Annotated in this window: 25 protein-coding genes and 1 pseudogene; 16 read left to right on the plus strand and 10 right to left on the minus strand. The window is 68.1% G+C overall.

The features are described from left to right. Positions 1 to 23: 23 nt before the first annotated feature. Positions 24 to 1208: a S8 family serine peptidase gene (locus tag GC106_RS34985; protein ID WP_173139447.1), complete on the minus strand. Its 1185-nt coding sequence runs from the start codon at positions 1206 to 1208 to the stop codon at positions 24 to 26. Positions 1209 to 1672: 464 nt separating this feature from the next. Here GC106_RS34985 and GC106_RS34990 point away from each other — a divergent pair, with 464 nt between their 5' ends. Together GC106_RS34990 and GC106_RS34995 are read left to right on the plus strand one after the other, a co-directional pair. Next, complete coding sequence (locus GC106_RS34990; protein WP_376777797.1) at positions 1673 to 2662, plus strand: tyrosine recombinase XerC; 990 nt, start codon at positions 1673 to 1675, stop codon at positions 2660 to 2662. Positions 2663 to 2762: 100 nt separating this feature from the next. Further along, positions 2763 to 3710, plus strand: a complete 948-nt coding sequence (locus GC106_RS34995) for a FliA/WhiG family RNA polymerase sigma factor (RefSeq protein WP_173139449.1) — start codon at positions 2763 to 2765, stop codon at positions 3708 to 3710. A gap of 333 nt (positions 3711 to 4043) precedes the next feature. Here GC106_RS34995 and GC106_RS49015 read toward each other — a convergent pair. After that, positions 4044 to 4385, minus strand: a pseudogene (locus tag GC106_RS49015) (M23 family metallopeptidase); the annotation flags it as partial. Between GC106_RS49015 and GC106_RS48300 the strand changes: the two are divergent. The 6 genes from GC106_RS48300 (at position 4384) to GC106_RS35025 (ending at position 8918) form a co-directional block, all read left to right on the plus strand. After that, positions 4384 to 4536, plus strand: coding sequence for a hypothetical protein (locus GC106_RS48300; RefSeq protein ID WP_246367506.1), 153 nt, complete (start codon positions 4384 to 4386; stop codon positions 4534 to 4536). The pseudogene GC106_RS49015 and the gene GC106_RS48300 sit on opposite strands and share 2 nt — an antisense overlap. 301 nt (positions 4537 to 4837) lie before the next feature. Then, positions 4838 to 5665, plus strand: a complete 828-nt coding sequence (gene rpsB, locus GC106_RS35005; protein WP_033391526.1) for a 30S ribosomal protein S2 — start codon at positions 4838 to 4840, stop codon at positions 5663 to 5665. 79 nt (positions 5666 to 5744) lie between these two features. Beyond that, positions 5745 to 6560: a translation elongation factor Ts gene (tsf, locus tag GC106_RS35010; protein WP_173139451.1), complete on the plus strand. Its 816-nt coding sequence runs from the start codon at positions 5745 to 5747 to the stop codon at positions 6558 to 6560. A gap of 108 nt (positions 6561 to 6668) precedes the next feature. Then, positions 6669 to 7412 (plus strand): UMP kinase, encoded by a 744-nt coding sequence (pyrH, locus tag GC106_RS35015; protein WP_312873128.1) that lies wholly within the window; start codon positions 6669 to 6671, stop codon positions 7410 to 7412. Between the two features lie 69 nt (positions 7413 to 7481). Then, positions 7482 to 8039, plus strand: a complete 558-nt coding sequence (frr, locus tag GC106_RS35020; protein WP_173139455.1) for a ribosome recycling factor — start codon at positions 7482 to 7484, stop codon at positions 8037 to 8039. A 12-nt stretch (positions 8040 to 8051) separates the two neighbouring features. Then, positions 8052 to 8918: a phosphatidate cytidylyltransferase gene (locus GC106_RS35025; protein WP_173139457.1), complete on the plus strand. Its 867-nt coding sequence runs from the start codon at positions 8052 to 8054 to the stop codon at positions 8916 to 8918. Between the two features lie 53 nt (positions 8919 to 8971). Here the strand turns inward: GC106_RS35025 and GC106_RS35030 are convergent, their stop codons facing one another. Further along, entirely contained in the window at positions 8972 to 9796 is an 825-nt protein-coding gene (locus GC106_RS35030; RefSeq protein WP_173139459.1) for a VOC family protein, read from the minus strand. A 162-nt stretch (positions 9797 to 9958) separates the two neighbouring features. Here GC106_RS35030 and GC106_RS35035 point away from each other — a divergent pair, with 162 nt between their 5' ends. Both GC106_RS35035 and GC106_RS35040 read left to right on the plus strand, forming a co-directional pair. Further along, complete coding sequence (locus GC106_RS35035; RefSeq protein WP_312873129.1) at positions 9959 to 10660, plus strand: class I SAM-dependent methyltransferase; 702 nt, start codon at positions 9959 to 9961, stop codon at positions 10658 to 10660. A gap of 9 nt (positions 10661 to 10669) precedes the next feature. After that, on the plus strand, positions 10670 to 11728 hold the full coding sequence (locus GC106_RS35040) for a threonine aldolase family protein (RefSeq protein WP_173139460.1): 1059 nt from the start codon (positions 10670 to 10672) through the stop codon (positions 11726 to 11728). A 128-nt stretch (positions 11729 to 11856) separates the two neighbouring features. Here the strand turns inward: GC106_RS35040 and GC106_RS35045 are convergent, their stop codons facing one another. Then, the gene (locus GC106_RS35045; protein ID WP_173139461.1) at positions 11857 to 12429 is read right to left on the minus strand and encodes a PadR family transcriptional regulator; all 573 of its coding nucleotides are present in this window, start codon (positions 12427 to 12429) and stop codon (positions 11857 to 11859) included. Between the two features lie 117 nt (positions 12430 to 12546). On the opposite strand from GC106_RS35045, the gene GC106_RS35050 reads away from it, so the two are divergent. Beyond that, on the plus strand, positions 12547 to 13146 hold the full coding sequence (locus tag GC106_RS35050; RefSeq protein ID WP_173139462.1) for a TetR/AcrR family transcriptional regulator: 600 nt from the start codon (positions 12547 to 12549) through the stop codon (positions 13144 to 13146). On the opposite strand, the gene GC106_RS35055 is transcribed toward GC106_RS35050, so the two are convergent. Together GC106_RS35055 and GC106_RS35060 are read right to left on the minus strand one after the other, a co-directional pair. Beyond that, complete coding sequence (locus tag GC106_RS35055) at positions 13097 to 14323, minus strand: sensor histidine kinase (protein ID WP_173139463.1); 1227 nt, start codon at positions 14321 to 14323, stop codon at positions 13097 to 13099. The genes GC106_RS35050 and GC106_RS35055 overlap by 50 nt on opposite strands. Further along, on the minus strand, positions 14320 to 14970 hold the full coding sequence (locus GC106_RS35060; protein ID WP_173139464.1) for a response regulator transcription factor: 651 nt from the start codon (positions 14968 to 14970) through the stop codon (positions 14320 to 14322). Before GC106_RS35060 ends, GC106_RS35055 begins: the two co-directional genes overlap by 4 nt. A 94-nt stretch (positions 14971 to 15064) precedes the next feature. On the opposite strand from GC106_RS35060, the gene GC106_RS35065 reads away from it, so the two are divergent. The 5 genes from GC106_RS35065 (at position 15065) to GC106_RS35085 (ending at position 20015) form a co-directional block, all read left to right on the plus strand. Next, positions 15065 to 15589, plus strand: a complete 525-nt coding sequence (locus GC106_RS35065; RefSeq protein ID WP_173139465.1) for an apurinic/apyrimidinic endonuclease family protein — start codon at positions 15065 to 15067, stop codon at positions 15587 to 15589. Next, complete coding sequence (locus GC106_RS35070) at positions 15586 to 16644, plus strand: peptidoglycan-binding domain-containing protein (RefSeq protein WP_173139466.1); 1059 nt, start codon at positions 15586 to 15588, stop codon at positions 16642 to 16644. The genes GC106_RS35065 and GC106_RS35070 overlap by 4 nt, the downstream gene beginning before the upstream one ends. Next, on the plus strand, positions 16641 to 17315 hold the full coding sequence (locus GC106_RS35075) for an ABC transporter ATP-binding protein (RefSeq protein ID WP_173139467.1): 675 nt from the start codon (positions 16641 to 16643) through the stop codon (positions 17313 to 17315). Before GC106_RS35070 ends, GC106_RS35075 begins: the two co-directional genes overlap by 4 nt. Beyond that, on the plus strand, positions 17308 to 18510 hold the full coding sequence (locus tag GC106_RS35080) for an ABC transporter permease (RefSeq protein ID WP_173139469.1): 1203 nt from the start codon (positions 17308 to 17310) through the stop codon (positions 18508 to 18510). Before GC106_RS35075 ends, GC106_RS35080 begins: the two co-directional genes overlap by 8 nt. 119 nt (positions 18511 to 18629) lie before the next feature. Further along, positions 18630 to 20015, plus strand: a complete 1386-nt coding sequence (locus GC106_RS35085) for a S28 family serine protease (RefSeq protein WP_312873130.1) — start codon at positions 18630 to 18632, stop codon at positions 20013 to 20015. Positions 20016 to 20064: 49 nt separating this feature from the next. Here GC106_RS35085 and GC106_RS35090 read toward each other — a convergent pair whose 3' ends face one another. The 4 genes from GC106_RS35090 to rlmN all read right to left on the minus strand — a co-directional run bounded on the left by GC106_RS35090 (position 20065) and on the right by rlmN (position 22209). Beyond that, positions 20065 to 20322 carry an amphi-Trp domain-containing protein gene (locus GC106_RS35090; RefSeq protein WP_173139471.1) on the minus strand — a complete coding sequence of 86 codons (258 nt, stop codon included), beginning with the start codon at positions 20320 to 20322 and terminating at the stop codon, positions 20065 to 20067. Positions 20323 to 20473: 151 nt separating this feature from the next. After that, positions 20474 to 20815: a type II toxin-antitoxin system PemK/MazF family toxin gene (locus GC106_RS35095; RefSeq protein WP_312873131.1), complete on the minus strand. Its 342-nt coding sequence runs from the start codon at positions 20813 to 20815 to the stop codon at positions 20474 to 20476. Then, a complete protein-coding gene (locus GC106_RS35100; protein WP_173139475.1) occupies positions 20812 to 21057 on the minus strand; it encodes a ribbon-helix-helix domain-containing protein in 246 nt (81 codons plus the stop codon). Before GC106_RS35100 ends, GC106_RS35095 begins: the two co-directional genes overlap by 4 nt. A 45-nt stretch (positions 21058 to 21102) precedes the next feature. Beyond that, on the minus strand, positions 21103 to 22209 hold the full coding sequence (gene rlmN, locus GC106_RS35105; RefSeq protein WP_173139477.1) for a dual-specificity RNA methyltransferase RlmN: 1107 nt from the start codon (positions 22207 to 22209) through the stop codon (positions 21103 to 21105). Positions 22210 to 22235: the final 26 nt, after the last annotated feature.

The raw sequence follows: 22235 nt of genomic DNA on the forward strand, positions 1-22235 counted from the left end.
GGAGTTAGGAGACTGACGCTAGCTCATGGAGCCTGCACAAGGCCCGCGCCGACGTCCGTCGACGGCAGCTTGAGCCGGTGCGCGGTCTGCACGAGACGGGCCCACAGTTCCCACGACTTCGCGCCGTACTGGGCCGAGATCAGTGCCGCGATACCCGCGACGTGCGGGGTGGCCATGCTCGTCCCGCGCAGCCGCTTGTGATCTCCGCCGGTCCAACTGGAATACACGTTCTCGCCGGGCGCGACGATGTCCACCTGGCCGACCGTGTCCATCGTGCCGCAGGAGAAGTCCGCGATCGCTTGGGCTTCGTTGACGGCACCGACCGACATGATCGAGGGGCAGTTGGCCGGGTGGCTGACCGACGCGATGTGGCCGGCCGCGCGCGAGCTCTCGTTGCCCGCCGCGGCGATGATCAGCGTGCCTGCCTCCATGGCGCGCTTGGCGGCCTGCTCGAACACCGTGGAGAACGGCGCTCCCGGCCGCGTCGGCGCGCCAAGCGACATCGACACTACGCGGCACCCGTTCGCGATCGCCCACGCGATCCCGGACAGGATGCCGCCGTCGGTGCCGGAGCCCTTGTTGCTCAGCACCTTGCCCGCATAGATGTCCGAGTTGAACGCGACACCGTAGCCGGGACCGGCCGAAGGCTTGCGCGGACCGCACGCCGTGCCGATGCAGTGCGTGCCATGGCCATGGACGTCCTGCACGTCTTCGCCCTGGATGAACGAGCTGGTCATGACGTTGCGCCCGGCGAAGTCCGGGTGCTTGACGTCAAAACCGGTGTCGAGCACCGCGACGCGTACGCCGGTCGCGTCGACCGCGCACGTCGCGGCACGGACTGCTTGAAGGCCCCAAGTGAAGGCGCTCTCGTCGGCCGTCGCCACTGGTTCCGCCGGTGCTTCGGCGGTGATCGCGTGCACGATCCGCTCGGCCTCGAGTGTCGCGATCGGACCAGGCTCAGCCGCCGCGACCGCCAGCCGGCTGGCCTGGTCGTCGGCCGCCGCCACCACGGCCACGCCCAGTTCGTGCAGGATCAGGCCGTCCGCCTCGTTGAACATCGACGCGACCGAAGCGCCCGCCGAGTCCGCCGTGCTCGCCATCCGAAGGCCTGCGACCTTCGTCATGGCCCGAGAGCCCGCGGCCACCGAGTCGTCTTCGAGCAGAACCAGATAACGCCCGGTCAAACCGGCGTCTTGTGGACTTGTCATGCCTCCCCCTCTTTGTCATTTCCGAGCCCCAGACCTAGACAGGATCGGGACGATCAAGGGGGACGTAACGGGCATCGCGTTGCTCCTTTCGGGCTATTTATCGGTGCATCGCTACCAGGACCGGCGCAGATGTGATTCAGGGTGCCCTTGTGGGTGAACGACCCTGCCCGAAGGGGCGTATTCCCTGATCAGGCGGCTCCAAATGGTGCAGGCAGTGACGGCGTGGGTAGTCACGGAAAGCTCGGCCGTCAGGCCGGCGTTCGGAGGACAGTGACCTGGCGGGGCCGCCGCGAAGGCCGAACCCTCGCAAGCGCGGTAGCGCAAGGCGCGTCGGCCGAGTCCGGTGACGCCGTGGCGGCGCCGATGCAGGGCCCATCGTCAAAATCGCGGCATCCTCGTGTGAGGTTGTGGGGGCAACACGCCGGTTGGGTGGTGCTTGACCTGGGGACAGTGGTCGCGCAGCGTTGGGTGCTGTGTCGTCGACTGGCCGCCGTAGGGTCGATCTGCTCAAGGTGCGGACCGAACTGCCACCGTCCGATCAGGAGATGGTGGACGCGTACGAACGCCACCTGAGGGCTGAGCGCGGACTCTCGTCGCACACCGTGCGTGCCTACATCGGGGATGTGGTCTCCCTTCTGGGCTATGTACGCGGACTGGATGTGATCGGTTCTGGATCGCCTTCCGCGCAAGGGAAACTGGATCTCGCGGGCCTTCGGGCGTGGTTGGCCGCTCAGCGCTCGGCCGGGACCGGACGGACGACGCTCGCGCGCCGTTCGGCTGCGGCCAGGACGTTCACGGCGTGGGCGCACCGACGAGGCCACCTGGACTCGGACCCTGGTGCCCGGCTCGTGGCACCCAGGCCGCGGCGCACGCTTCCTTCGGTGCTGCGGCAGGATCAGGCCGACGGGTTGATGCAGGCGTCGAGATCCGGCGCGGCTGAACGAGATGCCGTCGCACTGCGGGATCACGCCATCGTCGAACTGTTGTACGCCACCGGGATCAGGGTTTCCGAGTTGTGTGGTCTTGACGTCGACGACGTCGACATGGATCTTCGTGTGGTGCGAGTGATCGGCAAGGGCGACAAGGAAAGGACCGTTCCTTTCGGCGTGCCCGCGCAGCGTGCCGTGCGGGACTGGCTGACGGATGGACGGCCGGAACTGGCCTCGGCGAACTCGCCTCCGGCGCTGTTGCTCGGTGCGCGCGGTGGGCGGCTGCAACCGAGCAGCGTCCGGCGGATCGTGCACGACGCGCTCAAGGCGGTCCCCGGGGCGCCGGACCTCGGCCCGCACGGCCTGCGTCACACGGCGGCGACCCATCTGCTCGAAGGCGGGGCGGACCTCCGCAGCGTTCAGGAACTTCTCGGGCATGCCACGCTGGCCACCACTCAGCTGTATACACATGTGACAGTCGAGCGGCTACGCGCCGTGCACGACCAGGCTCATCCCAGGTCGTAGCGGTAAACGTGTTCCGGGCAGCGGTACCGCACGACTCGCCGTGACAATTTGAGTGCACTGGGGGGCGAGATGGGCACGGAAAGCTCCTAAGCTGGACGGCATGTCGCGCGGCTCCAGGCTGGATCAGGTCACCCCCGATCCAACGAGATCGGACAACGCAGGGAGAGGTTCTCGCACTGTGGCCGTACCCGAGCCCGAGCGGCCGAGCAGGAACGGACGAGCGAGCAATCCGTACGGGATCGGCCAGCCCAACGGTGTCCTGCCCGGCGACCACCGAACCGCCGACGACGTCGAAGCCGGCATCGTCGCGCTGTGGACGCAGTACGGCAAAGAGCGTGACCAGCCGCTGCGCGACCGGCTCGTCCTGCACTACGCCCCACTGGTCAAGTACGTCGCGGGCCGCGTCGGCACCGGCCTGCCCGCGCACGTCGACGTCGGCGACCTGATCCAGTCCGGCATCTTCGGCCTGGTCGACGCGATCGAGAAGTTCGAGCCGGAGCGCGGCCTGAAGTTCGAGACGTACGCGATGCAGCGCATCCGTGGTGCCATCCTGGACGACCTGCGCCAGCAGGACTGGGTCCCGCGTTCGGTGCGCGGCCGGGCCCGCGAGGTGGAACGCGCGCTTGAGCGCCTCGGCGCCAAGCTGCAGCGGCAACCGAGCGACGCCGAACTGGCCGCCGAGCTCGACATCAGCGTCAAGGACCTGCACGAGCTGTACGCCCAGCTGCAGCTGACCAGCGTCGTCGCCCTCGACGAGCTGGTCGCCGCCGGCCGTGGTACCGCGTCGCTGGCCGAAACCCTGCCCGACGAGGGCGCCGAGGACCCGGTGGCGTCGCTGGTCGACCTCGACAACCGCAGGCAGCTCGCCGGCGCCATCGCCCAGCTCACCGAACGCGACCGGATCGTCGTGACGCTGTATTACTTCGAGAACCTGACCCTCGCCGAGATCGGCAAGGTCCTCGGCGTGACCGAGTCGCGGGTGTGCCAGCTGCACACCAGGGCCGTGCTGCGGCTGCGCGCCAAGTTGGTCGAACAGTCCGACGCCTGAGCCACACGACACGCGGTTGTCGCTTGCCGGAACTGGCTTCGAGTCCGGGCACCAAACGGCCAGGCAGTCCTGAGGTTCCGCTTGACCAGAGCCCATGCTTGCGGGCTGGTGAAGCGAGTCGATCCGAGCAGGTGGCGGTGAGCCCGGTACGGATGAGGTCTCCGCTGGATCCGAATCGCCCTTTCCGGCACGGTGAACTACCCGGTGCGGTATCGCCCAGGGGAATTTCGGTGTGCCGGAATGGTCGACACGGGGTGCCGCAATGGTGGACACGGCGTGGAGGGGCAGCAGGCGGATGCGACCGCGGGACAGCAGCCTGAGGGGATCCAGGTATTCGTCGCCTCGGCGGGCACCCCAGTGCAGGCACGCGACCGGGCAGTGGCCTTCGGCCAAGTGCCCGATCACCTCCCCGCGCCGGACCCGTTGGCCGCGATCGACCACGGGAGATACCGGTTCGTAGGTGGTCCGCAGGCCTCCCGGGTGCTCAAGCGCCACCAGCGGACGGTCGACGACCATGCCCGCGTGGATGACGTGACCATCGGCTGCCGCCATGACCTCCTGACCGGCGACCGCTGTCAAGTCGACGCCGCGGTGCCCGGGACCGAAGGGGGTCTTAGGTGGGATGAACGGGCGAATGACCTGGTGAGGCGGCGGCAGAGGCCAGGAGAAGAGCATGCGCTTTCGGGAAGAAGACGGCGGCACGGACGGCGCGGCCGCGGTCGCCGGGACGGCGATCAGCAGGGCCACGATCAGGGCGATGAGCTGGGCGGATGGGCGCACGTTCCCAGGCTGCCGTTGCGCGGTCATGAACGACAGCCGGTCATGATCGACTTGTGGACAGGTGGCCGGCTGTGGACAACTGGCGCTCGAAGGGGTAGAGCGGTTAATGGTTTGTCGGTTCGGCGGCGTACACTGCTCACGCGGCCCGTGTGTGCACGGGGCGACTTCGCGTGCCAGTACTACCGGTCGACCTAACCGGTGACGACGCCCGCCGGTCCCACTCGCTGGGTACGGGCGCCGGTACTGCCACCAGGGCGGCAGACCACCCGGTATGCCGCGAGAACCGACTAGCGTGCCGGCCCTTTGACAGACCGGCATGCCCGAGCAGAAGAGGTGCGAATCCGGCCATGGCCGTCGTCACCATGAGGCAGTTGCTCGATTCCGGCGTGCACTTCGGGCACCAGACCCGCCGCTGGAACCCGAAGATGAAGCGATTCATCTTCACCGAGCGCAACGGCATCTACATCATTGACCTGCAGCAGACGCTGACCTACATCGACCGCGCGTACGAGTTCGTCAAGGAGACGGTCGCGCACGGCGGGTCGATCCTGTTCGTCGGCACCAAGAAGCAGGCGCAGGAGGCGATCGCGGAGCAGGCGCAGCGCGTCGGCATGCCCTTCGTCAACCAGCGCTGGCTCGGCGGCATGCTGACCAACTTCTCCACCGTGCACAAGCGCCTCCAGCGGCTCAAGGAGCTGGAGTCGATGGAGCAGACCGGTGGCTTCCAGGGTCTCACCAAGAAGGAGATCCTGATGCTGACCCGCGAGAAGGACAAGCTGGAGCGCACCCTCGGCGGTATCCGCGACATGTCCAAGGTGCCCAGCGCCGTCTGGATCGTGGACACCAAGAAGGAGCACATCGCCGTCGGCGAGGCCCGCAAGCTCAACATCCCGGTCGTGGCCATCCTGGACACCAACTGCGACCCGGACGAGGTCGACTACCCGATCCCGGGCAACGACGACGCCATCCGGTCGGCCGCGCTGCTGACCCGCGTGGTCGCCGAGGCCGCCGCCGCGGGCCTGATCGCCCGTTCCGGCCGCAACGGTGCCGCGGCCGAGGGCGAGGACAAGCCGGAGCCGGGTGCGGCCGCCGAGCCGCTGCCCGAGTGGGAGCGTGACCTGCTGGTCAGCGCCACCGCGGACGCCGGCGAAGCCCCGGCCCAGACCGAATCCTGACGAAGCTCTCGACAACGGTGCCCGCTTCCTCCACCTGGGGAGGCGGGCACCACCCCGAACAAGGACGGAAACACGCACGATGGCGAACTACACCGCCGCGGACGTCGCGCGGCTGCGTAAGCTCACCGGCGCCGGAATGATGGACTGTAAGAAGGCCCTCGAGGAGACCGGTGGCGACTTCGACAAGGCCGTCGAGTTCCTGCGCATCAAGGGTGCCAAGGACGTAGGCAAGCGCGCCGAGCGCGCCACGGCGAACGGCCTGGTCGTCGCGGACGGCGGCGTGATGGTCGAGCTGCGCTGCGAGACCGACTTCGTCGCCAAGAACACCGAGTTCCAGGAGCTGGCCAACCGGATCCTGGCGGTCGCCAAGGCCACCAAGCCCGCGGACGTCGAGGTGCTGAAGACCGCCGACCTGGACGGCCAGACCGTCGCCGACGCCGTGCAGGCACTGTCGGCCAAGATCGGCGAGAAGCTGGAGCTGGCCAAGGTCGTCGTGCTCGACGGCCCGGTCGCGCTCTACCTGCACAAGCGCTCGGCCGACCTGCCGCCGTCGGTCGGCGTGCTGGTCGAGTACCAGGGCGAGAACGCGGAGGCCGCTCGCGGCGCCGCGATGCAGGTCGCCGCGCTGAAGGCCAAGTGGGTCACCCGGGACGAGGTCCCCGAGGACCTGGTGGCCAACGAGCGCCGGATCGCCGAGGAGACCGCTCGCGAGGAGGGCAAGCCGGAGGCCGCGCTGCCCAAGATCGTCGAGGGTCGCGTGAACGGCTTCTTCAAGGACGTCGTGCTGCTCGACCAGCCGTCGGTCACCGACTCCAAGAAGACCGTCAAGGCGCTGCTGGACGAGGCAGGCGTGACGGTCACCCGCTTCGCCCGCTTCGAGGTCGGCCAGGCCTGACCCGAAATTCCGGGTCGAACGGGCGATGACAGCATGGGCGGGGCCGTGGACGCGTCGGGACAGGACGCTCGCGGCCCCGCCGTCGCATGCAACGCCGCAGGAGGAGATGTGACCGAACCCGCCAAGCCGTTCCGGAGAGTGCTGCTGAAGCTCGGTGGTGAGATGTTCGGCGGTGGTGCCGTCGGCGTCGATCCCGACGTCGTCCAGACAGTGGCCCGGCAGATCGCCGAGGTGGTCAGGGCAGGCACCCAGGTCGCGATCGTGATCGGTGGCGGGAACTTCTTCCGGGGCGCCGAACTGCAGCAGCGGGGCATGGACCGGGCACGCGCCGACTACATGGCGATGCTCGGCACCGTGATGAACTGCCTTGCCCTGCAGGACTTCCTCGAGCAGGCCGAAGGCGTCGAGACGCGTGTGCAGACCGCGATCACGATGAGCCAGGTCGCCGAGGCCTACATTCCGCGCCGCGCGATCCGGCACTTGGAGAAGGGCCGTGTGGTCATCTTCGGTGGCGGTACCGGCATGCCGTACTTCTCCACCGACACCACGGCCGCCCAGCGCGCTCTGGAGATCGGCTGCGAGGTCGTGTTGATGGCCAAGGCGGTCGACGGTGTCTACGACGCCGACCCGCGCACGACCCCCGACGCGAAGATGTTCGACCACATCACGCACCGCGAGGCGCTGGAGCGGGATCTGCGGGTGGCCGACACGACTGCGTTCAGCCTCTGCATGGACAACAACATGCCGATCGTCGTCTTCAACCTGCTGACCGAGGGCAACATCGCCCGCGCCGTGCGTGGTGAGAGGATCGGCACGCTGGTGAGCACCCCCGCGAGTACGGTTCCGGTCTAGAGGATTTGTCCGTACCGGCGGGATCGCTGGTAATTCGCAGTCCACGAACGGCACGAGCAAGGAGCAGCCGTGATCGACGAGACACTTCTCGACGCCGAGGAGAAGATGGAAAAGGCGGTGACGCACGCCAAGGAGGACCTGGCGGCGGTGCGCACCGGCCGGGCAACACCGACCATGTTCTCCCGCATCGTCGTCGAATACTACGGTTCACCCACGCCGTTGAACCAGCTCGCCGGCATCAGCATCCCCGAGGCGCGGATGGCCGTCGTCAAGCCGTACGACGTCAGCCAGCTCGGCGCGATCGAGAAGGCGATCAGGGACTCCGACCTCGGGGTGAACCCGAGCAACGACGGCACCATCATCCGCATCGTCATCCCGCAGCTGTCCGAGGAACGCCGCCGCGAGATGGTGAAGCAGGCCAAGGGCAAGGGCGAGGACGCCAAGGTGGCGATCCGCAACGTGCGCCGCAAGGCCAACGAGGAGCTGCACCGGATCGCCAAGGACGGTGAAGCCGGTGAGGACGACGTGGCACGCGCCGAGAAGGAGCTGCAGAACGTCACGGACCGCTACGTCGCGCAGGTCGACGAGTTGGTCAAGCACAAAGAGGCAGAACTGCTTGAGGTCTAGTTGACTACGGAGATGGGCAGCACTGCCGGCACCGAGACGAGCGGGCCGGCCGGGGACGACAAACCGAAGTCCCGGGCCGGCCGCAACCTTCCCGCCGCCATCGGGGTCGGGCTGCTGCTCGGCGCCGCGGTCATCGTCTCGCTGGTGACCGTCAAGGAGATCTTCGTCGGCGTCGTCGCGCTCGCCGTCGGTGTCGCGACGTACGAACTGGCCGGCGCGCTCAAACGCAGCGCCGGGTTCCAGGTCGCGCTCTGGCCCGTGCTCGTCGGCGGTCAGGCCATGGTGTGGCTGGCGTGGCCGTTCGAACGTAACGGTGTCCTGTCGGCGTTCGTGGTGACGATCCTGGCGTGCCTGCTGTGGCGCTTCAGGGGCGGCATCGACAACTACCTTCGGGACATCTCGGCGTCCGTGTTCACCGCCGCGTACGTGCCGATGTTCGCGTCGTTCGCGGCGATGCTGGTGGTGCCGGACGACGGCGTCTCGCGCGTGCTGTGCTTCCTGATCGCCGTGGTCGCCTCCGACACGGGTGGTTACGCCGCGGGTGTGTTGTTCGGCAAGCATCCGATGGCGAAGACGATCAGTCCGAAGAAGTCCTGGGAGGGCTTCGCCGGTTCGATGATCGCCGGTGTGGTCGGCGGATGGCTTTCACTGAGCCTGATGCTGGACGCGCAATGGTGGCAGGGCGCGTTGTTCGGCGCCGCGATCGTGCTGACGGCGACGCTCGGCGACTTGGTGGAGTCGCTGATCAAGCGCGATCTCGGGATCAAGGACATGGGCAGTCTGCTGCCGGGGCATGGCGGCCTGATGGACCGGATGGACTCGTTGCTGCCGTCCGCGGTGGTGTCCTGGCTGCTGCTGCGCCTCTTCGTCCCCAGCTAGTGCTCGTGAGTGTTTATCCGTGTTCTAACCCTGATAAACACTCACGAGGGGGTTCAGTCGTCGTAGGGGTCGTCTGTCACCGCGCCGAGTTCCTCTTCGGAGGGTGCGTGCGGTGTGGTCCGGTCGGACGAGTCGATCAACGTCAGGACGGCACCTGAGGGATCTTCGATGACGGAGAGCCTGCCGAACGGCGAGTCGGCAGGCTCGGACAGTAACCGCCCGCCAAGGCGGACGGCCAGAACCGTCGCTTCGTCCGTGCCGAGCATCGGGCCGACCTCGAAGTAGATCATCCAGTGCGGCCGGGTGTTCGGTGGGAAACCGGCGCCCAACCGGATCCGGCCGAGCACCGGCTCTGCGTCGCCGAGCAGGGTCCACGTGGTGTAGTCGAAGGTTTCGCCGTCGCCGATCTGTTCCAGCCGGTAGCCGAACAGGTCGACGAAGAACTTGTCGGCCGCGTCGCCGTCCCACGTGTTCAGCTCGGCCCAGCGGAACTCCCCCTTGGTCCCGGTGGCGAACGGCCACGGCGTCGCGGGCTCCCAGAAGCCGATCGTCGCGCCGGTCGGGTCGGCGGCCACCAGCAGGCTGCCCTGTCCGTCGAATTCCTGGGGCGGCATCAGAATCTGGCCGCCTAATCGGACAATTCGGTCAGCGGTTCGCCTGCTGTCGGACACGGCCAGGTAAAGCGTCCACGCCGGGGCTTCCGGGGCGTCGGGAACGCGGTAGAAACCGGCCGCCGGAACGTCGTCCGCGAGTGCCGTCAGATAATCGCCTGTCGGATTTGCCCGATATTGCCAGCCGAACAGCCCACCGTAGAAGTCCCTGCTGGCTTTCGGGTCGGTGGTGGCGAGATCGATCCAACAGGGTGTGCCGAAGCGCATGGGGACCTCCGGTGGGGAAAGGGCGCGACAAAGCCCACCCGCCGGACGATACGCCTGAACAACGCGTTGTGGTTTGCTGTTTTTGTGTCAAGGTCATGGCTTCCTGGTTTTGTTTCCCGCGCGCGGGAGGTGTTGCTGTCCGCCGTTCAGCCTGATGACGTTGTGCCCAGCCCGAATATCTGGCACTGGCCGGAGCTCTACGAGGTGGAGAACCGCGCGCAGGACGTGGACGGCGAGATCTGGCGAATCCTGGCGGAACAGTGTGACTGGACCGGGCTGGACGTACTTGACCTTGGCTGCGGCGACGGTTTCCATCTGCCCCGGTTCGCCGAGACCGCGCGCTCTGTGGTCGGTGTCGAGCCGCACCAGCCGTTGGTGCGACGCGCCAGGCAACGGGTCGCCGACCTGTCCTCGGTCGAGGTGATGGTCGGTGCCGCGCAACGGCTTCCGTTGCCTGACGCGTGCGTTGACGTTGTGCACGCCCGGACGGCGTACTTCTTCGGGCCGGGCTGTGAGCCAGGACTGGCCGAGGCCGACCGGGTTCTGCGGCCGGGTGGGCTGCTGGTGATCGTGGATCTCGACGGCCGTAGCACGCCGTACGGCGACTGGCTGCGCGCCGATCTGCCCAAGTACGACCCGGCGAGGATCGAGCGGTTCTTCGCCGACGCCGGCTTCGACAGCCGTGATGTCCGCACCACGTGGCGGTTCGACGATCGCGCGAGCCTGGAAGCCGTGCTGCGGATCGAGTTCTCCGCGGCCGTCGCCCGCAGGGCGATCGCGGCGGTGAACGGGCTGAGCTTTCCGGTCGGCTACCGGGTGCGCACCCGGCGTAAACCGAATGGTCTAGTCCATCCTGGCGGGTAGTGTCGTCCCATGGCGATCGATGGCGACCTCCGCTCCGTGTCCCTTCGCACGACGAGCAAGCACCGCCCGGCCCGGGTCCTCGACCTCGTTCGCGCACGAGTCGATGACGAGGAATCCAGGACCGACGCCGTGCCACGGCTGGAACGCCGGATCGCCGACCTGCTCGGCAAGCCGGCCGCCGCGCTGTTCCCGACCGGCACGATGGCCCAGCAGGTCGCCATGCGCATCCATGCCGACCGCCGCGACAGCCGGGTGATCGCCTTCCACCCGCAGTGCCATCTGGAAGTGCACGAGCACAAGGGTTACCAGATCGTGCACGGCCTGTCGGGCCTGCCTGTCGGCGACTACCACTCGATGATCACGCTGGCCGATCTGGAAGCGATCAAACAGCCGGTCGCGGCGCTGCTGCTGGAGCTGCCGCAGCGGGACATCGGCGGCCTGCTGCCCGCGTGGGAGGAGCTGGTCGCGCAGATCGACTGGACCAGGGAACACCGCGTCGCGTCCCATATGGACGGTGCCAGGCTGTGGGAGGCGCAGCCGTACTACGAGCGCTCGCACGCGGAGATCGCGGCGCTGTTCGACAGCGTCTACGTGTCCCTCTACAAAGGACTGATGGGGATCTCCGGCGCGCTGCTGGCCGGGGACGCCGACTTCGTCGACCACGCCAGGATCTGGCGGAACCGGCTCGGTGGCAGCACGGAGGCCGCATGGCCGATCGCGCTCGCCGGGGAACGCGGCCTGGACGAACTACTGCCGCGGATGCCGGAGTTCCTGGTCCGGGCACGCACCCTGGCCGGGATGCTCGGCGGCATCCCCGGCGTGCAGGTGGTGCCGGAACCGCCGCAGACGCCGCTGTTCCACGTCCACCTCGCAGCCCGGCCCGACCGGGTGCTCGAGCACGCCAAGCTGCTGGCCGAGCGGACCGGGTTGCGGGTGTTCGGTCAGGTGCGGCGCTCGCCGAACCCGATGACCTGCAGTTTCGAGATCACGGTCACCGAGCAGTTCGACGACGTGACCGACGCCGAAGTGCGTGACTTCGTCGGCGAGCTGATGCTGGCCGCCGGCTAGGTCGTGTTTCGAATGTCCCGGTCGATGAGAGTCTGCCCCGGCCGGAGGCCGGAATCGGCTCGGTGGCGTCAGGGGCCGCATCCGGCCCGGCTATCGCGATCGGGCATTTGAAACACGGCCTAGCCCGGTCACTCCGTCGAGCCGAGGATCGCGTAGATCGCCCGCCTCGTCTCGTTCAAGGTTTCGATCGCACGGGCCTTCTGTGTCTCGCTCGCGGCCTGTGACACCTGCGCGACGGCCGACATGAGCTGGTGCAACGCGGTGTGCAGTTCGACCTCCAGTGGTTCGACCTCGTCCGCGATCTGCTCCCACGGCGGCGCGTCCAGGGCCTCGGCCGCGGTCCTGCCTTCGTCGGTCAGCGCGTACTGACGCTTGCTGCCCGTGCCGCCTTCCAGGCTCACCAGGCCTTGGTCGGCGAGCAGTTGCAGGGTCGGGTAGACCGAGCCCGGGCTCGGCCGCCAGTAGCCGCCGCTGCGCGAGTTGATCTCCTGGATGATCTCGTAGCCGTGCATCGGGCGTTCGGTCAGCAAGGCCAGGACGGCGGCCCGGACATCGCCACGGCTACGCCGGTGACCACGTCCGCGGCCACGCATGCCGCGCCCGCGGCCCCAGTCGCCCTCGAAGCCGAACCCGGGCGGGAACGGTCCTCGCCGGGCTCGTCCGCCGCGTCGCCGGGTGTTCAAGTCGTGTGGGTGATGCATGATTTGTCTCCTTAATGAGTCAGTCGGGATCTATCCCGATGCGTCAAAGATATATCGGAACCGATCGTGATGCAACTGTCATGGCGATCCGCCTTGGGAGTGAGTACTCTCTCACTCATGGGAACTGGGGAAACGGCCAAAGAGCGGATCGTCCGGGTGGCGATCCCGCTGTTCGCCGAGCGGGGTTACGCGGGCACGAGCGTCGCGGACATCCAGCAGGCCGCCGGGCTCGCGCCCGGCTCCGGCGCGCTGTACAAGCACTTCCGGTCCAAGCAGGAGGTGCTGGCCGCCGCGATCGACTGGCACATCGCGGATTTCGAACGCAGCAGCGTGCTGCTGGAGTCCTCGCTGCCCGCGGACCCGCTGGCGGCGTTGCGGATCATCGTCGAGCAGCTGATCGGCTCACTGGCCGCGAACGCGCAGCTGATCCGGATCACGTTGCGAGACCTCGACGCCCGGCCGGAACTCGCCGACAAGATCGCCACCAGCATGCTCGGCGCGCTGCACAACGCGATCCGGGCCTGGCTGGACAAGGCCGTCGCGGGTGGCGGACTGCGGCCACACGACACGGAAGCCGTGGCGGCGCTGCTGTTCTCCGCGATCTCGTACTACCCGGTGGTGGACATCCTGCTGGGTCAGGCGCCCGCGGACATCGAGCCGGACCGGATCACGGCTGCGCTGGTCGACCTGATGGGGCGAGGGCTCGCGGCAGCCTGAGCGTCACGTCGAGACCGCCGTCCTGACGCGGCACGGCGACGAGTTCGCCCTGGTGCGTGCGGCTGATCGCGCGGGCGATCGACAGGCCGAGGCCGAAGCCGCGTTCACCCGCGGTGCGTTCCCGGTCGAGCCGGCGGAACGGCTGGAACAGCACTTCGACCTCGTACGGCCGGACGACCGGCCCGGAATTGCTGACGGTGACGGTGCTCCAGCCGTTCTCCGAGCCTGTCCGGACGCTGATCCAGCCGTCCGGAACGTTGTGCCGGATGGCGTTCTCCACGAGGTTCTGGGTCAGCCGTTCGAGCATGACGGCATCGCCCAGCACGGGCGCCGGAGGCAGCGTGGCAGTCCTGACGTCGAGTCCCGCGTCCGCGGCCGACCGTGCCAGTTGTTCGACGACGTGTTCGGTGACGTCCGCCAGGTCGACCGGGGTGCGTTCAGCCAGCTCGTTCTCGCTGTCGGCCAGCGTCAGCAGGCCGTCGATCAGCCGCTCGTGCCGCGCGTTGATCTCCAGCAGCGATTCGCCGAGCTGGACGGCGTCCTTCGAGGTGCCGGGCCGGGTCACGGTGATCTCGATCAACGCGCGCTTCACGGCGAGCGGCGTCCGCATCTCGTGGGACGCGTTGGCGATGAACCGATGCTGCCCGTCGAACGAACGGTCCAGGCGTTCGAGCATCGTGTTGAAGGTCTGCGCCAGCTCGGTCACCTCGTCGCGCGGTCCGCTGTGCGTGATGCGTTCCTGCAGGCCACGGCTCGCGTCGGAGGCCGCGATCCGCTTCGCCGTCTCGGTGATCTTGTGCACCGGTTGCAGCGCCCGCCGCGCCAGCAACCAGCCCAGCGCCGCGGCGGCGAGCCCGACACCGACCAGCGTGACCGCGCCCTGGGCGAGCAACGAGGTGAGGATGTCCTGACGCTGCTGGTCCTGCGCCGCCTGGAGGGACGCCACCAGTTGGCCGAACTCCTCGTCGCCGCCACCGTCGCGCAGGATGCCGAACCGGGTCAGCGCGAGGCGGATCGCCTCCGCGGACGGTGCTTGCGGCTGTGCCCGGTTGAGAATCTGCCAGACCAGGATGTACGTCAGGGTCAGCAGGATCGCGCCCGCCACGAAGAACAGCGAGGCGTAGAGGGCGGTGAGGCGGCCTCGGATCGTCCAGTTACGAGGGTGCAAGCGGTTCATCGGATCCGGTACCCCACGCCCGCGACCGTCTCCACGATCGGCGGGTCACCGAGTTTGCGGCGGAGTTTCATCATGGTCACCCGTACGACGTTGGTGAACGGGTCGATGTTCTCGTCCCACACCTTCTCCAGCAGATGTTCTGTGGACACGACCGCGCCGTCGGCCCGGACGAGTTCGGTGAGCAACGCGAATTCCTTGTTCGCCAACGTGATCGTCTCGCCGTCCCGGCTGACCTCCCGCCTGCCCGGGTCGATCCGCACGCCGGCGCGCTCCAGTACCGGCGGCACAGCGGTCCTGGCCCTCCTGAGCAGCGCGTGCACCCGGGCGGACAGTTCGACGAACGCGAACGGCTTCGGCAGGTAGTCGTCGGCGCCCAGGCCCAGCCCAGCGACCCGGTCACGGACCCCGGACGCGGCCGTCAGCATCAGGATTCTCGTGTCCCCGCCGGCGACCGTGCGGCACACCTCGTCGCCGTGCACCACGGGAATGTCCCGGTCGAGCACGAGCACGTCGTAGTCGTTCACGGAGAGACGATCGAGCGCGTGGTCACCACGGTGCACGACGTCCACCGCGAACGCCTCCCGCCGCAGCCACTCGGCGATCGCGCTCGCGAGGATCGGTTCGTCCTCGACCACCAGAACTCGCATGACCCCATCATCGGTGAGATGGCCATAACGTGACTGTTAACTCCGCCCGACGGAGTTACGCCGGGGTTATCGCCACCCTGCTCGACTGTCCGCCATGAAGCGGATTCTCAGCGTACTCGCGTTGTTGGCGCTGCTCGGCGCCTGCGGCAGTACGGACAACTCCAACCAGGGCATCGCCTCCGCGGGCGGCAACGGCTCCAGCGCGCCGCCGACGAGCACGTCCCAGCCGGGGGACAGCGGCGAACAGATGCAGAAGTTCGCCAAGTGCATGCGGGACAACGGCGTCGACGTCCCCGATCCGGAACCCGGCGGCGGGCTCGGCAACTGGGACGAGTCGAAGGTCGACCGCGACAGCCCGGCGTTCCAGAAGGCCATGGAGGCGTGCAAGTCGTTCCTGCCCGGCGGCGGTGACCTGTCCAAGCTGGACCCGAAGCTGGTGGACCAGGTGCGTGAGCTCACGCAGTGCCTGCGGGCCAACGGGATCGACGTGCCCGACCCCGATCCGAACAGCCCGACGCTCGGGATGGACGCGATGAAGGACATCGACCGCGACAGCCCGGCGTTCCAGAAGGCCATGGAGGCGTGCAAGGACAAGGTGCCGGGACGGTTCGGGCAATGAAACGCGCGACACGGATGGCCGTCGGCCTCGGGACGGCTGTGGTCGTCGTCGGCGCCGGAGGCGTGGCGGCGTTCGGGTTCGGAGGCACGGACCCGGCGCCGCCACCGGCCAGCAGCCTGCCGCCGAGCACGGCCAAGGTCACGTCGACCACGCTGACCAGCACCGAGAAGGTGTCCGGGACGTTGGGCCACGGGACGCCGAACCCGCTGATGAGAACCGGTCAGGGGACCGTCACCTGGTTGCCCGCGGCCGGTGACGTGATCTCCCGCGGCGAGACCGCGTACTCGGTCGACGACCAGGCGGTTCCGGCGATCTACGGCAGCATCCCGATGTACCGGACCTTGAAGTCCGGTGTCGAGGGCAACGACGTCAAGCAGTTCGAAGAGAACCTGCGGGCGCTGGGGTACAAGGGCTTCACCGTCGACCACGAGTTCACTTCGGCCACCGCGACCGCCGTCAGGCAGTGGCAGGAGGACCTCGGCAAGCCGGAGAACGGGACCGTGCAGGCTTCCGACGTGGTCGTGGTGCCCGGTGAGGTCCGGGTGGCCGAGCTGCTGGCCAAGGTCGGCGGGCCCGCGAACGGACAGGTGCTGACGTACACCGGGACGGTCAAGACCGTCACCGTCAAGCTGGATGTGGCCAAGCAACACCTTGTCAGCCAAGGAATCGCGGCTACCGTGACCTTGCCGGACGGCAAGACCGTGCCGGGCACGGTGGCGTCTGTCGGCAGCGTCGCGACCGCCGAACCGGCTCAGCAGGGCAGCTCCACCCAGAGCACGATCGAAGTCGTGGTGACGCTCGCCGACCAGGCAGCGGCGGGCAAGCTCGACGCGGCACCCGTCGACGTCACGTTGGTCTCCGACAAGCGCGAGAACGTCCTCGCAGTGCCTGTCGGTGCGTTGGTCGCCTTGGCGGAAGGCGGTTACGGAGTCCAGGTGCTCGACGGCGACGCGAGCAAGTACGTCGCCGTGGAGACGGGCATGTTCGCCGACGGCAAAGTGGAGATCCGCGGCCAGGGCATCGGCGCCGGAACCGTTGTGGGAGTGCCGAAATGACCCCGGTCGTCGAGCTGCGCGGGGTCAGCCGCGTGTACTCCGGCGGCGTGACCGCGTTGCGCGACGTCAGCGTGGCCATCGGGCGTGGCGAGCTCGTGGGCATCGTCGGGCCGTCCGGTTCGGGGAAATCCACCATGTTGAACATGATCGGCACGCTGGACCGGCCGAGTGCCGGGACGGTGCACGTGGAGGACTACGACGTGCACTCGCTGACTGACCGTGAGCTGTCCGCGCTGCGGGCTCGCGTGCTGGGCTTCGTGTTCCAGCAGTTCCACCTGGCCGCCGGCGTGTCCGCTTTGGACAACGTCGCCGACGGTCTGCTGTACACCGGAACGAATCTCCGGGACCGGCGACGGCAGGCCCGGGAGGCGTTGACACGGGTCGGCCTGGCCCACCGCGTCGACCATCAACCGCACGAGATGTCAGGTGGCGAAAGGCAACGCGTCGCGATCGCCCGCGCGGTCGTCGGGCAACCGGCGTTGTTGCTGGCGGACGAGCCGACCGGAAACCTCGACACGCACTCCGGGGCGGGCGTGATCGCGTTGCTGCGCGAGCTGAACGCGGCGGGCACCACGGTCGTGATCATCACGCACGACCGGGACATCGCGGCCGGTCTGCCGCGCCAGGTGGACATGCGGGACGGGCAGATCGTCGGTGATCACCATGGCTGATCCGCTACGACCCGCGCGGCTGAGCGTGCGCGACGTGCTTCGAGTCGGGGGAGCGGGTCTGCGCGCCCGGCCGTTGCGGGTCTTCCTGTCCGCGCTGGGGATCGCGATCGGGATCGCCGCGATGATCTCGGTGGTCGGGATCTCCACGTCCAGCCGGGAGAACCTGGACCGGCAACTCGCCGCGCTCGGCACCAACCTGCTCACCGTGGGCCCCGGCCAGTCGTTGTTCGGCGAGCAGAGCCACCTGCCGGACGAGGCGGTCGGCATGATCGACCGGATCGAGCCGGTGCTGTCCACCTCGGCGACCGGGAAAGTGGTCGGTGCGAAGGTGTACCGCAACGACAGGATTCCGGACACGCAGTCCGGTGGCATCGCCGTGCTGGCGGCCCGGCCCAACCTGCCGGACACCGTCGGCGCGACGATCGCCGGCGGTGCGTTCCTCAACGACGCCAACGCGCGCTATCCCGCGGTCGTGCTCGGGCAGAAGGCCGCGGAGCGGCTCGGCGTCGGCTCGGCCGGCCCTGAGCAGCGCGTTTACCTCGGTGACCAGTGGTTCACCGTGGTCGGCGTGCTGCATCCGGTGCCGTTGGCGCCGGAACTGGACACCGCCGCGTTGGTCGGTTGGCCGGTTGCCGTGCAGTCGTTGGACTTCGACGGTTACGCCACGACTGTCTACACGCGAGCACGTGACGACGCCGTCGAAGCGGTGCAGGCGGTGCTCGCGGCGACGGCCAATCCGGAGAACCCGAACGAGGTCTCGGTGTCACGGCCGTCGGACGCGTTGGCCGCCAAACAAGCGACCGACCAGACGTTGAACGGTCTGCTGCTCGGCCTCGGCGCGGTCGCGTTGCTGGTCGGCGGCGTGGGCGTGGCCAACACGATGGTCATCTCGGTGCTGGAGCGGCGCGCGGAGATCGGTCTGCGACGGTCGCTCGGCGCGACCCGTGGCCAGGTCCGGATCCAGTTCCTGGCGGAGTCGTTGCTGTTGTCCGCGCTGGGCGGGCTCGGTGGTGTGCTGCTCGGCATCGCGGTGACCGCTTCGTACGCGGCGTACCAGGACTGGCCGTCGGTCGTGCCGGTCTGGGCTTCCGCGGGTGGTGTCGTGGCCACGATGGTCATCGGCATGATCGCCGGCCTGTACCCGGCGATCCGCGCCAGCCGGTTGTCACCGACCGAGGCGCTGGCCACGCCGTGACACCGGATCGGGTGATCGTCGACCGGCGTCCGCGTGGGGAACGACTTCAGTAGCTGGCCTTTCCGGGCGACTTCTTGTCAGAATGCGCGGGTTCGCCGTCGGCAGTGAGGAGAATCGGCGTGTTCCTGCGGAGAGCGTGGGTGGCCGGAGTGGTCACCGCGTTGACGTTCGGCCTGGCGCCCGCCGCCACCGCCGGCGAGGACATCGCGGCGCGGCTCAAGCAAGTGCCTGGGTTGACCGTGGTGTCCGAGTCGGCAGCCCCGGCCGGCTACCGGTTCTTCATCCTGAGCTACTCGCAGCCGGTCGACCACCGGCGCCCGTCCGACGGCCGGTTCGAGCAGCGGTTCCAGTTGCTGCACAAGGCGACCGAGCGGCCGATGGTGTTGCACACCAGTGGTTACAACATGCGCACGACGGCGTTCCGCTCGGAGCCGACGCAGCTGGTCGACGGCAACCAGATCTCGGTGGAACAGCGTTTCTTCACCCCGTCACGGCCCGAACCGGCCGACTGGGACAAGCTGAACATCTGGCAGGCGGCGACCGACCACCACCGGATCGTCGAGGCGCTCAAGCCGGTCTACTCGGCCAAGTGGATCTCCACCGGAGCCAGCAAGGGCGGCATGACGTCGGTGTACCACCGGCGGTTCTACCCGCGTGACGTGGACGGCGTGGTCGCGTACGTCGCCCCGAACGACTCGATCAACCCGGCGGACAAGGCGTACGACAGGTTCTTCGCCACGGTCGGCAACGACCCGGCGTGCCGCCAGGCGTTGAACGACCTGCAGTACGAAGCACTGAAACGGCGTCCCGAACTGCTGCCGAAGTACGAGGCATGGGCGGCGGCCAACAACCGCACCTTCAACGAAGTGCTCGGTACCGCCGACAAGGCCTACGAGATGACCGTGCTCGACACGGCGTGGGCGTTCTGGCAGTACAAGACGCAGGCCGACTGCGCGAAGGTGCCTGCCAAGACGGCGTCGTCCGACGAGATCTACAACTGGATCAACGAGATCACTGACTGGTCGTTCTACACCGACCAGGGCGTGCTGCCGTACGCGCCGTACTACTACCAGGCAGCGACCCAGCTGGGCTGGGCCCAGTTGCGGTTCGACCACCTGCGCGGGCTGACGAACTACCCGTCGTCGTTCTACCAGGCCAACTCGAACCTGCCGCCGTCGCTGCGCTCACGCCACGACCCGCTGCCGATGATCGACATCGACCGCTGGGTACGCAGCCGCTCCAGCCAGATGCTGTTCGTCTACGGCGCCAACGACCCTTGGGGCGCCGAGCCTTTCGTCCCCAGCAGGAACGACTCGTACACGTACACCGCGCCAGGCGCCAACCACGGCGCGAACATCGCGGCACTCGTGCCGTCGGACCGTGACTCCGCGACCGCGGCTTTGCGCCGGTGGGCAGGGGTTTCCGCGCCTGCCGTGTCCTCCCGGACGTTCGCCACGAGCGACTTCGACCGGCTTGAGGACGCCCGCGACCGGTTCCCGCGCTAGGGGTTCGGCCAGGCCGGGCTTCTCTCAGCCGAGAAGCCCGGCCGGTCACTCAGACGACCTTGCCGTCGTCGTCCTCGTCGTCATCCTCTTCGATCGTCCACTTGAGCTGGAACTCGATCTCTTCCTCGCCGTCGCCCCGCTCGTGCTCGATGGAGAACTCGGCCCGCTTCGGCACGCGGATGCGCTCGCCCGCGATGGAAATGCGGAACGGCGTCTCCGACTCCAGCGCGTCGGCGAGCCTGCGCAGCTTCGCGACCACGTCAGCGGTGGCGTAGATCTTCTCGACATCCCGTGTTGCGTCGGCCATCCGACCTCCGATCTCCGGGCCCCAAGGACAGGCGCCTGTGCGCGGTATTCAATCGTGCGGCCACGAACGTCGGAGACTGACCCGGCGAACCAACCGTTCACCCTGCTCAGTGCGGATTCGTGCGGGTCACCGATCACAACCGGCTCGGTGATCACAGTGCCAGCACTCGGCGCAGCCCGGTGTCCACGTCGCGCATCAGGCTCACGGAAATCTCGCCCACTCGCTCGGACAGGTCGTCCTTGTTCAGAGTGACCAGAGCTGTCACGTTCACCACCGAATCTCGCGGTAGGCCCGTGACGGACGCGGGCAGGAAGACATTCCCCGGCGCGGTGGCCAGTCTGGTGTTGGAGGTGAGAACCGCCACGAGCACAGTCGCGAGGCGGCTTGCGTTGTAGGGATTCGCTTGGATGACGAGCACCGGGCGACGTTTCGCCGGCCGCGAACCGTCCGCCTCGCCCAGGTCAGCCCAGTGGATGCCGCCGCGTTCGATCACCACTCGTCGTCTGCGCCTGCCAGGTGACGCCGACCGGCTCCCGCGGCGGCGGCACCGGAGTCGTCATCACCGATGAGGTCAAGAGCCTCGTTGATCTCGTTGGTCAGAGACTGCTGTTCCAGGTGCTCCAGGTAGAAGCGGGCCGCACGCGCGTAGAACTCCGAGCGCGTCACGCCCAGGCGCTTCGCGCGTTGCTCCACCTGGGCGAACGTCTCGTCGGGTACTGAGATCGCCGTCTTCACGGCATTGAGTATAACCCGGTATTACCGGTCTGCGACTCCCCAACGTCAGCCTTCGGCGGCGAGCTGGCCGCAGGCGGCGGCGATCTCCTGGCCTCGGGTGTCGCGGACGGTGCAGGCCACGCCCTGGGCGTTGACCCGGCGGACGAACTCCTGCTCGACCGGCTTGGGGGAGGCGTCCCATTTCGAGCCCGGGGTCGGGTTCAGCGGGATGACGTTGACGTGCGCGAACTGGCCCAGGTGGCGGCGCAGCAGCTTGCCGAGCAGGTCGGCGCGCCACGGCTGGTCGTTGATGTCGCGGATCAGGGCGTACTCGATGGACACCCGGCGGCCGGTCTTCTCGGCGTAGCCACGGGCGGCCTCCAGGACCTCGGCGACCTTCCACCGCGTGTTCACGGGCACCAACGTGTCACGCAACTCGTCATCAGGGGTGTGCAACGACACCGCGAGCCGGACCTGAAGCCCCTCCTCGGTCAGCTTGCGGATGGCCGGAACCAAGCCCACCGTCGACACAGTCACCGACCGCTGCGAAATCCCCAGACCACCGGGAGCGGGGTCACAGATCCTGCGCACCGCGGCGACCACACGCTTGTAGTTGGCGAGCGGCTCGCCCATGCCCATGAAGACGATGTTGGACAGCCTGCCGGGACCCCCGGCCAGTTCGCCGTCACGCATCGCCGCGGCGCCGTGCCGGACCTGGTCGACGATCTCAGCTGTCGACATGTTCCGTTGCAGGCCGCCCTGACCGGTCGCGCAGAACGGGCACGCCATGCCGCAACCTGCCTGGCTGGACACACACAGCGTGGTGCGGTCGGAGTACCGCATCAGCACGCTCTCGAAGAGAGTGCCGTCGTGGGCGCGCCACAGTGTCTTACGGGTGGAACCGTCGTCACATTGCACGTGCCGCACGACCGTCAGCAGCGGCGGCAGGAGCTCCTCGGCCAGGCGCTGCCGGGTGTCGGCGGGGATGTCCGTCATCGCCGACGGGTCGGCGGTCAGCCGTGCGAAGTAATGGTGTGACAGTTGGTTGGCGCGGAACGGTTTCTCACCAAGTGCGACGACCGCTTCCCGGCGTTCGGCGGTGGAGAGGTCAGCTAGGTGACGCGGCGGGAGGCCGCGTTTGGGCGCGTCGAAAACGAGGGGCAATGCGGTCATAGCTCTACCAGTGTGGCACAGCCCTA

It is taken from the genome of Kibdelosporangium persicum (assembly GCF_013280595.1).
In the GTDB taxonomy this organism is placed as follows: domain Bacteria; phylum Actinomycetota; class Actinomycetes; order Mycobacteriales; family Pseudonocardiaceae; genus Kibdelosporangium; species Kibdelosporangium persicum.